General features: G+C 35.7%; 12 protein-coding genes. 4 read left to right on the top strand and 8 right to left on the bottom strand.

The features are described 5' to 3' along the window. Positions 1 to 366: 366 nt before the first annotated feature. The 3 genes from ACEPXD_RS02290 to ACEPXD_RS02280 all read left to right on the top strand — a co-directional run bounded on the left by ACEPXD_RS02290 (position 367) and on the right by ACEPXD_RS02280 (position 2969). On the top strand, positions 367 to 1356 hold the full coding sequence (locus tag ACEPXD_RS02290; RefSeq protein WP_391119559.1) for a histidine kinase dimerization/phospho-acceptor domain-containing protein: 990 nt from the start codon (positions 367 to 369) through the stop codon (positions 1354 to 1356). Between the two features lie 61 nt (positions 1357 to 1417). Then, positions 1418 to 2701, top strand: coding sequence for an ATP-binding protein (locus ACEPXD_RS02285; RefSeq protein ID WP_391122954.1), 1284 nt, complete (start codon positions 1418 to 1420; stop codon positions 2699 to 2701). A 112-nt stretch (positions 2702 to 2813) separates the two neighbouring features. Then, positions 2814 to 2969, top strand: a complete 156-nt coding sequence (locus ACEPXD_RS02280) for a YfhD family protein (protein WP_391119557.1) — start codon at positions 2814 to 2816, stop codon at positions 2967 to 2969. A gap of 56 nt (positions 2970 to 3025) precedes the next feature. Here ACEPXD_RS02280 and ptsP read toward each other — a convergent pair whose 3' ends face one another. From ptsP to ACEPXD_RS02245, 7 genes are all read right to left on the bottom strand, one after another. After that, complete coding sequence (gene ptsP / locus ACEPXD_RS02275; RefSeq protein WP_391119555.1) at positions 3026 to 4747, bottom strand: phosphoenolpyruvate--protein phosphotransferase; 1722 nt, start codon at positions 4745 to 4747, stop codon at positions 3026 to 3028. After that, positions 4744 to 5013 carry a phosphocarrier protein HPr gene (locus ACEPXD_RS02270; RefSeq protein WP_391119553.1) on the bottom strand — a complete coding sequence of 90 codons (270 nt, stop codon included), beginning with the start codon at positions 5011 to 5013 and terminating at the stop codon, positions 4744 to 4746. Before ACEPXD_RS02270 ends, ptsP begins: the two co-directional genes overlap by 4 nt. Before the next feature lie 54 nt (positions 5014 to 5067). Then, positions 5068 to 6222, bottom strand: a complete 1155-nt coding sequence (locus ACEPXD_RS02265; protein WP_391119551.1) for a mannitol-1-phosphate 5-dehydrogenase — start codon at positions 6220 to 6222, stop codon at positions 5068 to 5070. A gap of 1 nt (position 6223) precedes the next feature. Continuing rightward, a complete protein-coding gene (locus ACEPXD_RS02260) occupies positions 6224 to 6661 on the bottom strand; it encodes a PTS sugar transporter subunit IIA (protein WP_391119549.1) in 438 nt (145 codons plus the stop codon). Between the two features lie 16 nt (positions 6662 to 6677). Continuing rightward, entirely contained in the window at positions 6678 to 8786 is a 2109-nt protein-coding gene (locus tag ACEPXD_RS02255; protein ID WP_391119547.1) for a BglG family transcription antiterminator, read from the bottom strand. Between the two features lie 71 nt (positions 8787 to 8857). After that, positions 8858 to 10294, bottom strand: coding sequence for a PTS mannitol transporter subunit IICB (locus ACEPXD_RS02250; RefSeq protein WP_391119545.1), 1437 nt, complete (start codon positions 10292 to 10294; stop codon positions 8858 to 8860). A 782-nt stretch (positions 10295 to 11076) separates the two neighbouring features. Further along, on the bottom strand, positions 11077 to 12066 hold the full coding sequence (locus ACEPXD_RS02245) for a phosphotransferase enzyme family protein (RefSeq protein WP_391119543.1): 990 nt from the start codon (positions 12064 to 12066) through the stop codon (positions 11077 to 11079). A gap of 292 nt (positions 12067 to 12358) precedes the next feature. On the opposite strand from ACEPXD_RS02245, the gene ACEPXD_RS02240 reads away from it, so the two are divergent. Next, a complete protein-coding gene (locus ACEPXD_RS02240) occupies positions 12359 to 13282 on the top strand; it encodes a S66 peptidase family protein (protein WP_391119541.1) in 924 nt (307 codons plus the stop codon). A 159-nt stretch (positions 13283 to 13441) separates the two neighbouring features. On the opposite strand, the gene ACEPXD_RS02235 is transcribed toward ACEPXD_RS02240, so the two are convergent. Beyond that, positions 13442 to 13861, bottom strand: coding sequence for a pyridoxamine 5'-phosphate oxidase family protein (locus ACEPXD_RS02235; protein ID WP_391119539.1), 420 nt, complete (start codon positions 13859 to 13861; stop codon positions 13442 to 13444). Positions 13862 to 13878: the final 17 nt, after the last annotated feature.

The raw sequence follows: 13878 nt of genomic DNA, 5'->3' as shown, positions 1-13878 counted from the left end.
ACCTATTTCAAATAGGTCGGGGTGTTTTTTCATTAATAGACATAAAAGAATATTCTAAATAATTATTTAACAAGCATTGTATATTTCACTTTATATAGGTACTATTAATTTATAAACATTAGTAAAAGAGGTATAAACTTGGAAATCATAACGATGCATTTTCTATTTAATCTTGCCTTATTAATCATTTTATTTTTCTTTTGCTTTTTTATATCTAAAAGGTTCGGTAGCGTTCGTTTAGACAAGAGCACAGCTATATTTTATTTTGCCGTTTCCTTAATACTCTGTTATTTATTCCCCTATCATCTAAGTGATGATTTAGTATTAGATTTAAGAATTGTCCCTTTTATAATAGGGAGCCTCTATATGAGACTAAGTCCTATACTCGCTCTGATACTCATCGCCTTACGTGGAGTCCATGGAATTGATTTTGGGTTCTATTTGTCCCTTGTAGTCTATTCAATCTTTAGTTTTATCCTTTGGTTTATGTACCCTTGGTTTCTTAAGCTCACTTCTAAATACCGCATACTGCTTTCCGCAGGTATTACTTTGTTTATAAGTGGAGGTATTTTAGTCTTAGCACTATCTGTGGCATCTTCTGATAAAATGCTAGATTTGTTTTTTGCCTATATAATTGTACCTCCGTTAGGTGTTGCCATGATTTCTTATATAATCGAAATGATCGAAAACAATATACTTTTACAACAACTCTTAGTCAAAGCTGAAAAAATGGAAGCAGTTGAGCAAATGGGGGCTGCAATTTCTCATGAGATTCGGAATCCTCTTACAACTTCTATTGGATTTATAGAACTTCTTGACAAAGATTCTCTAAATCAAGAAAAAAGAAATCAATATCTGTCCATTTTAAAAAATGAATTGGATTCTGCAGAAAGAATCATACAGGATTATTTAGCCTACTCCAAACCAGTTATTTCTTCTGTAGAAGCATTAAATGTACAGAAAGAACTAACTCTCGTCATTAATTTATTGCAGCCTTTAGCTAACTATTATTCAGTAAAAGTATCCACTAATTTACTTTCAACAAAGTTAATGGAAGGTGACCGTTCAAAATTTCACCAATGCTTTATTAATATAATAAAATATTTTATTGAATGTATGCCCAATGGTGGTGCTTTATTAATAGAAACAGTAGATACTGGAACTAATATAATGATTTCGATACAAAATACAGATGAAAGGAGGAATGAAGAACAATTAAAAATGACTAGCCATGGGATGACAGTTGCTTTCAATATTGTGAGGGCGATGAAAGGAACCATTGACGTTATAAATAAATTTGGAAAAGAGACGGTCATTCAATTTACTTTTAAACCAATAAAAGCTCATCTAAAATGATAGAGAAATCTATTCTCCACGTATACCGTTGCTGAAGAGAGGTGATCCTTTGGAATTAACTATGCACTTATTTTTCAATCTATCCTTGATAATAGTATTATTGTTTTTTAGTATGTTATGGACTGACAGATTAAATAATATGGGATCAATTAAAATAGTTGCCACTCTGTATTTTGTTCTTAGTTTCCTCATCTGTTTCGCGTTTAGCTATCCAATACACGAAGGTTTCTTATTCGATTTAAAGAATATTCCCCTCGTGATTAGCGGTCTATATATGGGATTAGGACCATTATTGGGTTTACTCACCATATGTATTCGAGGATTTTATGGTTTTGACAATGGATTTTGGGTGACTGCAACACTTTACGGGGTAATCTCCTTAACCTTATGGCGACTTTCTCCATTTTTTTTAAAGCAATCATCAAATCAGCGCATCCTATTTTCAGTAGGACTCACATTTCTATTCAGTTTAATACAGACAGTTTTAGAACTTATACATCTACCGTATCATTTGTATGATCTATATTTCGCTTTTCTATTTATCCAGCCGTTAGCAGTTGGTATGATTGCATACTTTATAGAAGAAATATACAAAACGATTCAGTTACGCCATCAACTCTTACATACAAAAAGATTGGAAGCAGTTGAACAAATGGGCGCGGCAATATCTCATGAAATTCGCAATCCTCTAACAGCGGCTATCGGCTTTGTTCAGCTTTTGCAAATGGAAAATATCTCAAAAGAAAATCGTCTTCAATACCTTGCCATTATAAAAAAAGAGCTAAAATCCGCTGAAAGAGTTATTCAAGATTATTTAACTTTTTCTAAATCAGAGATCCGATTAACGGAATCCCTTATCGTTCATGAAGAGCTACAACAAGCTATTCAGTTACTGCAACCAACTGCCAATCGGAGTTCTGTCCAAATCGTTACGATCTTTTTAAATGAGATTACTATTATGGGTGATAGACAAAAGTTCCATCAATGCTTAGTGAATATCATGAAAAATGCAATAGAAGCAATGCCTAGCGGTGGAGTATTAACAGTTGAATTGGAATCCAGTCCAACAAACGTGAGCATTCTTTTCAAAGATACTGGAGCAGGAATGACATCTGAACAATTGGAACATTTAGGAGAGCCATATTACTCGACAAAGGGAACAAGAGGGACTGGCCTCGGTATGATGGTTGTGTATAGCATCGTACGCGCCATGAATGGAACTATTCACGTGGAAAGTGAAGTGGGAGTTGGTACGACATTTAAATTTACCTTTATTTCCTTACCTACAACTTTAGATCAAAAAGAGATAGTTGAAAATGTGAATAATTTTGTTATGAATCAATAAATTTAACAAAAACCACCGCACTAAGTAAACTATTCTTGGTGTTTTTTTATGATTAAAATGAGATTTCTGCGCCATATTAAAAAGGAACGTAAAATGCGAAAGGAGAATTATAATGGGTAGAGATAATAAGCAAGGCAAAAGTAAAAACAAAGATACACTTCCTCAAACGCCAAAAAATCAAAAAATAAAACCAAATGAAGTGCAAGAAGAATTTTCACGCGAGTTTGCTGAACTAGGAGGAAATGTAACGAAGAAAAAACGAAAATAATAAATAAATCCCACTGGAACTTTAAAGTCAGTGGGATTTATTTATTTTTCTAAAGTTCACTTTATATTTAACGCTTCTTTAACATACAGCCTAACTTGTTCCGAGGTCTGCATACCTAATGCTTTATCAACAAGCTTCTTCATTTCGCTCTGCTTTAACTGATTAATTTGGTTTCTAGCTTTTAACATCGATGGAACACTCATGGAAAATTCATCCAATTCAAGCCCAAGCAGTAACGGAATGGCAATCGGATCTCCTGCCATTTCACCGCACATACCTACCCATTTTCCTTGAGCATGCGCAGCATCGATGACCATTTTGACTAATCGTAAAATGGCTGGATTGTAAGGTTGGTATAAATAAGATACTCGTTCATTCATTCTGTCAGCAGCCATAGTATATTGTATTAAATCATTTGTTCCAATACTAAAGAAGTCAACTTCATGTGCAAATTGATCTGCTAATATTGCGGTGGAGGGGATTTCAACCATAATTCCGATTTCTATATTCTCTGCCACTGCAAACCCTTGTTTTTGCAGAGACTGCTTTTCCTCTAGCAAGAGATGTTTGGCGTCAAGAAATTCTTCCAACGTTGCAATCATCGGAAACATGATTTTAAGATTCCCAAAATTACTCGCTCGTAATAATGCGCGCAATTGAATTCTAAATAACTCTTGGTCCGCCAAGCAAAGTCGAATTGCTCGATAACCTAAAAATGGATTCATCTCTTTTGGAAGATTTAAGTAGGGAAGTTGTTTATCACCACCAATGTCTAAAGTTCTTACAACAACGGGCTTTCCCCCCATTTTTTCCAATACTTCTTTATATGCTTGGTATTGCTCTTCTTCCGTCGGCAAAGCATCTCTTTCCATAAAAAGAAATTCAGTTCGGTAAAGACCTACTCCTTCGCCTCCCTGTTCAAGCACACTTTCTACATCGCTTGGCGTGCCAATATTTGCAGCCACTTCAAACTGTTTGCCATCTAATGTAATCGTTTGTTCATTTTTCAGAAGCGACAATTCTTTCTTATGAGCGTCTAGCTGGTTACGCTTTTCCTCATAAATTGAAATTACTTCTGTAGAAGGATTAATTAGAATCTCCCCATTGTCTCCATCAACAATAATAAGATCCCCGTTTTTAATCGTTGAAGTGACTTTTGAAGTTCCTACAACTGCAGGAATCTCTAATGTTCGAGCCATAATTGCAGAATGAGAAGTACGACCTCCCATGTCAGTTGTAAAACCTTTCGCAAACTTCCTATTCAATTGCGCAGTTTCTGACGGCGCAAGGTCCTCGGAAATAATGATGACTTCTTCATCGATCATTGCAATGTTAGGAATATTTACTCCTAGAAGCTTCGCTATTACTCGTTTTGTTACATCACTTATATCAGCAGCACGCTCTCGCATATATTCATTATCTAACTGTCGGAACATCTCGATTAAAGTATCTGCTGTTTCTTGCAATGCAGCTTCTGCATTTATTTCTTCTGCTTTTATTTTATTTTCTACAGAACTTAACAACTCCGGATCATTTAATACAAGCAAATGTGCATCAAAGATTGCTGCATTTTCTTCACCTATAACATTTGCAGCATGCGTACGGATTGCTTGCAACTCTTGTTCAGCTTGCGTTAATGCAAAATGGAATCTTGAAATTTCGTCTTGGCTGTTAGAAATTGTTTTTTTTACAACTTTCAAATTAGGTTCAACTAGTAAAAACGCCTTACCAATCGCTACACCACTTGATGCAGCGATTCCTATTATTCGGTCATTCATGACGCAACGATTCCTTCACTCTTAAGAAAACTTTCGATACTCACTAGTGCATTTTCTTCGTCTATTCCTTCAGCAAATATGGAAATGGATCCGCCTTTAGGAATACCAAGAGACATGACACCAAGAATCGATTTTAAGTTCACTTTTTTCTCCTTATATTCGATGAATATATCGCAAGCAAATTTAGTAGCTTCTTTCACGAGTCCCGTAGCTGGTCTTGCATGAATGCCAGATTCTGCAACTACTTTATACGTATTTGTTTTCAAAATAATCGTCTCCTTTATTATCTAATTCATGATGGCTTTTCTATTCTAAACTTTTTATTTCTTCGCCATTTCCTTATATTGTTCGTAAACTGTTTTAAATAGATCCGTTTCAGCCTTTATACCCGTAAATGTCTCTATTGCAAACGCTATTCCTTTTTGTTGAATCGCCTCTTGGATTTCTTTTGCTTCTGGATCCTCCAGATAATCATAGTGTAAAGCAGAAGCAATACCCTTTGCTAAATAAATAGGTGTTTCTTCAAACATCTCTGCATATTGTGTTGCTGGTTTTACAAGACGATCATTACTTTTAAGCTTACGCATTGGGGATCGTCCTACTCTTGTCGTATCATCCGATATAAATGGATTTGCAAAGCGATCAATAATTTTTTGCACATATTTATTATGTGCCTGCTCATCAAACGAATACTTAGTAGTTAGGTACTTACTTGTTTCTCCTAGTACATTTTCGGTCATTTTTTTAATTTTTCCATCTGCAAGTGCCTCATGCATACTTCTAAAACCAGCTAAATAACCGAAATATGCAACAACTGCATGCCCTGTATTTACTGTAAATAACTTTCTTTCAATAAACGGCTGTAAATCTTGTACGAATGTTACTCCTTTTATAGGAGGATTTTCGCCTCTAATTTCCGACTCATCTACGATCCACTCATAAAAAGGTTCTACCGTAACCGCTAATTTGTCATCGTTTGTTTGGTTTGGAACAATCCGATCTACTGCGGAATTAGGAAAACTAAAATGCACATCAAATAACGATTTTTCCTGTTCATTGAGCTGTTCATATATTTTTTCTTTTAAAAAGGCACTTCCACCAATCATATTTTCACATGCAATAATGGTTAGTGGCTCTTTAGATAGTGTAAGTCTCTTTTTTAGTCCGTTTGCTATTAAACCTGCGATTAGTGGAAGAATGTTTGGGCCAACTGCTGCGGTCACCAGACTGGCATTGGCAACTGTGTCTACAACAAGGGCCGGATCCCTTAGGCTGTTAATTGCATGTACGTTTTTTACCAGCAATACCTCATTGGTTGCATTCGCAAGTTGAACGGTATATTGTTTCTTTTCATTGAGTAAGTCAACAATCTCTCCATTCACATCTACAAAACACGTGTTATATCCAGATTCATACAACAAACATCCAATAAAACCTCTCCCAATATTTCCAGCCCCAAAATGAACAGCATTCATCTTAGCTCACTCCTTCAAAAAATGAAAGCACTTCTTCTCGTGAAGTAGCCTGGACAATTTTTTCGACATTTTCTATTTCCGAAACGGTAATTGCAATATTTGAAAGAATCCCCAAATGGTCATCACCCTTACCAGCAATACCAAAAACTAATTTAACAATATTCCCACCACCGAAGTCTACACCATCTGGAACTTGAATAATTACAATTCCTGATTCTTTCACTTCTCTTTTCGCATCATCGGTACCATGTGGGATAGCGACAAAATTCCCCATATATGTGGAGGTCATTTCCTCACGTACTAGCATTTTCTCTGCATATTCCGGTTGAACATATCCTCTATCCACAAGGATTTTTCCCGCTAATTGGATTGCCTCTCCTTTTGTTGTAAGTTCTTGATTTAACATGATGTTTTCCACTGATAAAATTGGCAATACCATAATTATAACGCCTCCATTATTTTAAAATTTCATCGATAAATCGCTCGAATTTTATGGCTAAATAAGATTGTATTTGCAACTGATCTTCGGTTTCAAATAGTTTAATACTTTGTTCATTTTCAATAATAATTGTACTAATTAAGCTTAGTACTTCCAAACCTGGTTCATGATAAGGTTGAGGTGAGAGTAGTAACAATAGTGTGTGCACTTCCATCTCACTTCCATCCATCCCTTTTACGACTACCGGTTGTTCCAGCTTATGAATCGTAAAAGACGGCATGCAAACTTGTTCGATACGTGTGTGAAATAAAGCAAGCTTAGTTCCTGGTATACCAATACCACCAAGTGCTTCTCTAGTAAACAATGCTTCAGCAACTGTACTAGCTTTTTGAATGATCTGTTTTTGTTCCAACAAATTACATGCTTCTAGCATACAATCTTTTGCTGAGACTTTACCTTTTTGCGAAGTGAGATGAAAGTTAGTTAAAACATCCGCTATCGTTCCTGTATATAGATGAATCTTCTCCATTTTTTGCTTTAGTACTTCTACAGTCGAGTAGCTTTCTTTAACAGCAGGAACTGCCTTTTTCAATAACATCTGTCTTCTTGCGTATAGTTGTACTTGAGTAATTTCATCTTTTGTCATAAATGGGCTAACCATTATATATTCTCGATGAAACGTTTGTAAAAAAATTGTAGAAATCACCAAATCTCGATCCGATAACGGAAGATCATTTAATTCAAAAACAGAAACATTTACAACCTCCGCTATTTCAGGTATTTCTTGTTGCAGACGAGATGCAAGTAATTTAGAGGTTCCGATACCACTAGAACAAATAACATATGCTTTCAAATCCCCTTTTCCCGACAAGCCAAGTAGAGCAGATCCAAAATGCATCACTAAGTATCCTATTTCTTCATCTGGAATAACTAAAGTCGGAAAAACAATTTCTACTGCAACTTTCACATGCTCAAACAACTCTTCATAATCTTTTTGAATATTTTTTAGTAGAGGATTAAATATCCCCATATTTTGACGAATGCGATAAATTGCAGGCTTTAAGTGGGTAACAAGCCCCTCTAAAAGTGAATCATGATGATTTAACTGATAACCTGTGGCTTTTTCCATCATCTGAACTAATTTTTTAGCTTGCATATACGTTTCCAAGTTAGAGGCTTCGTGCAATATGCCATCTTGTTGACGAAGCTTTGCTCCCTGAAGATGCATCGTGATATAGCCCACTTCAGCTTCAGGTATATCCACTTGAAAACTTTTCATTAGTCCATCAATGATTTTCTTAGCAATTGGATACTCCGGTTCCAGCGCTATTTGTTTTAAATACATTTTCTCTATTTGAATATTTTCACCTTGCAGAATTCGTTCAATTGCTAATGCGAGATGTACAATAAGTCCAACGTAAGAGTTATCCGTCATTGAAAAAGAGAGATTCGGGTACAAATCCTTCATCACGTTTTCTATCTTCCACAATTTTTTTCGATCGACAAGATGCATTAATCGTTTAGAAATAGGATCATCATGCTTTTCAGACTGTTGATGAATCTGTTCTTTTATAAGGGAAAATAACCCTTCTTCCTTTAATGTCTTTGCAATAGCATAACTGATTGCCCTGCGCTTGGCTTCCTCTGCTCCGGAAAGCTCTACTCCATACCCTCTTTTTTTCAAAATAGAAAGCTGGAAAGGCTTTAATTGCTCTTCCAACTTCATCAAGTCTGCACTTACGGTTGAGATAGAAACCCCAAGATCTTTGGAAAGTGTAAAAAGCTTCACAGGTTCAGACGATTCATACAAATTGCATAGAATCATTGTTTGTCTTTCTTCTAGCGTATATTCCCTAAAAGTAAACGTTTCAAGCTGCTTTATTAATTTGAGTTTACTTTTTTCCTCTCCCATAATTTGAACTCCAACCCCTGATTTTTTTATTAACTCCAGTTGATAGGAATCCAAAAGTTCCTCTATTTTATTCAAATCACGATGTATTGTCCGAGAACTCACGTCAATTCTCTTTGACAGCTCTTTTATCGTTACTTCTCCTTGTTCCACAATCAATGCTTCAATAATCATTTTTTCACGTGCTGAAATATACATGTTATACACCTCATTCATAACGTTCCAAAATCATTGGCAAAACTCAGCCTAAATTTCCATTGAAATAGGCCGAGTTCTGTATGTTCTCATTATTTTTTTAACTGTTCAATTAGCTCATCATATTTTGGGCTATTTAAAAAGTTTTCTACAGAGATATGATGTGCATTTGGCAATTTTTCTTTCGCACGACTCGTTAAATCTTTGTGTGTAATAATCACTTCTGCATCCGCTGGAAGGTTACTAATAGATGTATTCGTTACAGAAACATCTAGACCTGCTTGCTTCATTTTATTTTTCAATATCGAAGCACCCATTGCACTTGAACCCATACCTGCATCACATGCAAATATTATATGTTTTACAGCTGAGAGTGAGTCCTCTTGTACAGAGTCTAATCCTTTTGTAGGTTGGATAAACTGAGCTGCTCTAGTTTCTTTCCCTTTTAAAGCAGAAGTTTTTTCAGTTGCTTTCTCTAAATCATCTTCCCCTGTGTCTTTAGAAGATTTTAGAATAATAGAAGCAACAATAAACGACACTGCCGTTGCAACTAGTACTCCAAGTATTACTCCCAAATAATTCCCTTTTGACGTTAATAGCATAATGGAAATAATACTACCTGGTGATGGTGCAGCTGTTAAACCTGCTCCAAATAGTTGCAATGTAAATATTCCAGATGCTCCCCCAGCGATTGCAGCTACTAGTAAAAGAGGTCTCATTAAAATATAAGGGAAATAAATCTCATGTATTCCACCTAAGAAGTGAATAATAACTGCTCCTGGTGCAGTTTGTTTTGCTATTCCCTTTCCAAAGAACATGTACGCAAGTAAAATTCCAAGTCCTGGTCCTGGGTTTGATTCTAATAAAAATAGTATTGATTTCCCTGCACTTGCAGCTTGTTCAATCCCTAATGGACCCAAAATACCATGATTAATAGCATTGTTTAAGAACAACACTTTTCCTGGCTCTATGAAAATACTTGCAAATGGTAATAGATTTGCATCAACAATAATTTGAACGCCTGATGAAAGCCAGTCAGTTAATGCATTAACTGCAGGCCCAATTAACTTGTAGGCAACTAATGTTAGTCCTCCACCAAAAATTCCTGCTGAAAAGTTATTCACTAGCATTTCAAAGCCCGGCTTAATCTTACCCTCTATCAATCTATCAAACCATCTAATTACCCAACCACCTAGTGGTCCAACAATCATTGCACCAAGGAACATTGGTATTTCCGCCCCAACGATTACCCCCATCGTTACGGTTGCACCAACTACTCCTCCTCGTAAACCATGAATTAGACGTCCACCGGTAAACCCGATTAAGATCGGTAATAGATATGTAATCATTGGACCAACTAATTCCACAAAATGTACATTAGGAATCCAACCCGTTGGAATAAATAATGCCGTAATAAGTCCCCATGCGATGAATGCACCGATATTCGGCATAATCATCCCACTTAGAAAACTACCAACCTGTTGTACCTTTACTTTAAAACCCGTACTTTCCCTCTGCTCATTTGTCATCTTACAATCCCCCTTGTTTTGAATGTAAAATACTTGTTTGTTAATGTAATAGTAAAGCGTTTACATTTAATATTCAATCAATTGAAAACGCTATCATGTCTTCTTCTTTGTTGCCATATGTACACTTGATATCATTCATATGTTTATAAGTCTTCTCATATAATTTTTCTCTTATTTTTAATACCATTATTTATATGACAATAAGAAAAACATAATCGTCCTTAAAGTGCATCTTGTCTTTACTATTTCCCAAGTGCTTTGGACGAAATATCAACTACACTATTACCGTTTGAATTTTTGTGAATCGTGAAGTGACTATGTCACTTCACGATCCATTTTTTTCGGTAATCTTGTGGTGGATGTTTGTCCATCGCCCTCTTGATATGTGTAGAGACAAGGTGCATGAAGTTTGGTTAATGAGAGAATAGATCCTTCCCTACTCTTTTAAAAGCGGACGAAGATACAATTTCGTCCGCTCAGCGCTTCTTTATCAATAGATGCTATCTATTTTTCTCTACTTCCTCTTACCCCATTGATCAACAAAGGAAAATACCAGTTCTTTATATCGACATAACATATTGTGTTTCTTATTTGAACTGTTAATTGGGAGCGCAGCAAGGAAATCAGCTTAATGCTTGCCCGATATGCAAGCGTCCGCCTGCAGCGGAAATCAACCTGTTCATGGCATAAAAATTTATATACTTCCTTTAAAAAAGTCGTACGAGTAAAATGAGTCTTTACTCGTACGACTTTCCTTTTTATATTTTGCATCAATCAGATTTTTATACTTCCGATTGTCTGAAACTTTTTCTTATTTCATCTACTTTTCTGATTAACTTTCCACGAAGACTTCCTAACCATGCTGGATTATTCTCGCTAGTGCTATTCTCCATTGATCGTAGTAATCTTGCAAATTGATATAGCTTGGAAAACCTTAAAAACATAGGAAACAGATTTACACTTTCTTCATTCAATTCTTTTGCAGAACGATAGCCTTTTATAAAAGCTTGTATTCTCATTTTGGATGTTGGTTGTTCATTTTCCAATTCATCTGTTAATGCAGTCACCACATCTTGAGCAAACCAATGATACATCGAATCATCAAAATCGATTATCTCGAAAGTTGCATCCTTTGCGTCATAAAACAAATTGTCCAATTGAAAATCATAATGAACTAAGCCATACGTATTTTTGGAAACAAGAAGAGAGTGAAGCCAGTGGGAAATTGTATGGTACTCCTCTATCGCCTCGTTTTCTAGCGGATGATGGTCAAGCACACTTTTTATAAAAAGTAATGTATCTTGCCAGCTTCTCCTTTTCTTATATTTAGGTTCATAATTCATAGACAAGTTATGAAGAGTAGCTAACGATCTGCCCCATTGCTCTATTTGAGAGTCTAGCAAGTTTTCCTCTTCATCAAGTTGAGTTCCGTTCGCTGGACTGAATACTACTCCAAAATATGCCCCGTCCGAAGTCTCAACAGTTTCAATAAAGTTGTTGTGTAAAGAAGGAACTGGAGAAACGCAAGAAAAACTATTTCCCTTCAAATATTCCATAAAATCAAGCTCTGCCTTAATTTGTTCTAAAGTGTTCCCCTTCTCCAAACTAAATCGTAAAAAGAACCTTATTCCTTTTCTTTCAAAAGCACAAACAAAGTTTGAACTTGCACGCCAGAATCTAAGAGTCCCTTCATCATGTTCCCAATGTTTTAGAAGATTTTCGGCTACCTCTAAAGATGAGAACCCCGCTTTCATCGTACTCAATTCCATCATCTTCTCTTTTCCTCCCGTTGCATAAAGAGGACTGAACTCGTTAAGACACAAGCCCTCTCATTTGCAAATTATTTTGAAATAGATGTTCCATCAAAATAAAATCACCCCTTCCTAATTTCGGCACAAAGTCCTTAATAAAAACAACATTACCATAATAATCTTTTAAAAAAAACAATAATTAAATAAGCAATTTAAATAACCATAATATTAGATTTTTTATTTCGTCATGGCTTTCGCTTTGCGGTAGTAAAATGAATTAATAGCATATATTCTTAGGAAGGAGATAAAAAATATGGCAACGAGACCGCGTCAATTGAAAGCAGGAGATACAGTTGGAATAGTTACGTTAGGAAGTCCATTGGGGGCAAGCGTAATAAATGAAGGAATTCAGACATTACGAAATATGGGCTTTAATGTGATATTAGGGGATTATGTGTATTCATCGAATGGATTTCTAGGAGCAACAGCTCAACAGAGGGCATCGGACTTGATGAAGATGTTTGCAAATAAGGACGTGAAATGGATCTTACCTACTAGGGGAGGTGTTGGTGTATCAGATATATTGCCTTTTCTAGACTTTTCACTTATAGCTCGCAATCCTAAAATTGTCTCTGGTTACAGTGACATTACCGTTTTACAAAATGTTTTGTTCGAATATGCTTACCTTATCTCTTTCCAAAGTCTCCTCCTATTGGACTTTAACACTAGAACTCCGACATATAATTTTAACCAATTTTTCGCTGCCACATCAACATTAACTGCTCCTTGGGCAATTTCCAATCCTCCTGAAATACCACTGGTAAGCAAAGTACCGGGAAACGTTACTGGTCCCATTGTCGGCGGTAATCTAACTTCTTTCATAGGTACTCTAGGAACATCTTTTGAAATTAATACAGCGGGTAGAATTATCGTACTGGAAGAAACACATGAACCAGTGAATACTGTTTATAGATATTTGCAACATCTTTTTTTGGCGAAAAAATTTGATGATTGTATTGGAATCATCATGGGAGATTGCACAAAATGCGAAGCTGCTTACGGAAAAACTTATGATGATATTATAAACGAGTTCTTAGTTCCATTAGGAAAACCATTAATGACTAATCTTGCAACCGCACACGGAATTTACAAAGCAGCTGTTCCGATTGGTGCTACTTTGAATTTGAATACGTATAATAATACATTAACTGTCATGGAGCCAGTAGTGAGCCCATGAAAATGGGAAGATTAATACCAATACACACCTCATTGGAGCATGACGCCAGTGAGTTTTTTTATTTATGTTAAATACACTACACAAAAAGTAAATACAACTATACAATGCAAAGAAACAAAGAAAATCTCACCAAGTAATTGGTGAGATTACATACCCTTATTATAATTCTACTACTTGCGGTTCATCCCCTTTTGTGTTCATAATTCGAATCTGTGTTGGGGTTATTTTTAAAATAATCAGATTCGGATCCTCTGGTCCATTAAACCAACCTTTTAAAGCTTTATTCCATACCTTTTCTTTTAAGCCCTCCCTATCTGATACTTCCACTATGCCTTCAATTTCTAAAAAGGAGTCTCCAAATCCTTTGCCATCATAACCTAAAAGAATATGGGTGTTCGGATTTTGTGTAACTTCTTCTACTTTATGTGTTTTTTTACTTGTAGCTGCATACATGATGAAATCTTCATTAAAAAAAGTCATATATCGTGAATGCGGTTTATTTTGCTGAATTGTTGCCATTGTTCCAATCATGTTATCGTTCAATATTTTAAGCGCTAATTCTTTTGCAGTTTTCGCCATTATTATTCCTCTCCTTA

This window comes from Psychrobacillus sp. L3 (assembly GCF_042945595.1).
GTDB lineage: Bacteria > Bacillota > Bacilli > Bacillales_A > Planococcaceae > Psychrobacillus.
The sequence above is the reverse complement of the archived record's forward strand: the minus strand, read 5'-3'. Positions and strand labels throughout refer to the sequence as shown.

What these genes read in the sequence shown, in the direction of transcription:
- ACEPXD_RS02290 (WP_391119559.1), top strand. Translation starts at nt 367, where the DNA reads ATGAGACTAAGTCCTATACTCGCTCTGATACTCATCGCCTTACGTGGA.
- ACEPXD_RS02285 (WP_391122954.1), top strand. Translation starts at nt 1,418, where the DNA reads ATGCACTTATTTTTCAATCTATCCTTGATAATAGTATTATTGTTTTTT.
- ACEPXD_RS02280 (WP_391119557.1), top strand. Translation starts at nt 2,814, where the DNA reads ATGGGTAGAGATAATAAGCAAGGCAAAAGTAAAAACAAAGATACACTT.
- ptsP (WP_391119555.1), bottom strand. Translation starts at nt 4,747, where the DNA reads ATGAATGACCGAATAATAGGAATCGCTGCATCAAGTGGTGTAGCGATT.
- ACEPXD_RS02265 (WP_391119551.1), bottom strand. Translation starts at nt 6,222, where the DNA reads ATGAATGCTGTTCATTTTGGGGCTGGAAATATTGGGAGAGGTTTTATT.
- ACEPXD_RS02260 (WP_391119549.1), bottom strand. Translation starts at nt 6,661, where the DNA reads ATGGTATTGCCAATTTTATCAGTGGAAAACATCATGTTAAATCAAGAA.
- ACEPXD_RS02255 (WP_391119547.1), bottom strand. Translation starts at nt 8,786, where the DNA reads ATGAATGAGGTGTATAACATGTATATTTCAGCACGTGAAAAAATGATT.
- ACEPXD_RS02250 (WP_391119545.1), bottom strand. Translation starts at nt 10,294, where the DNA reads ATGACAAATGAGCAGAGGGAAAGTACGGGTTTTAAAGTAAAGGTACAA.
- ACEPXD_RS02245 (WP_391119543.1), bottom strand. Translation starts at nt 12,066, where the DNA reads ATGATGGAATTGAGTACGATGAAAGCGGGGTTCTCATCTTTAGAGGTA.
- ACEPXD_RS02240 (WP_391119541.1), top strand. Translation starts at nt 12,359, where the DNA reads ATGGCAACGAGACCGCGTCAATTGAAAGCAGGAGATACAGTTGGAATA.
- ACEPXD_RS02235 (WP_391119539.1), bottom strand. Translation starts at nt 13,861, where the DNA reads ATGGCGAAAACTGCAAAAGAATTAGCGCTTAAAATATTGAACGATAAC.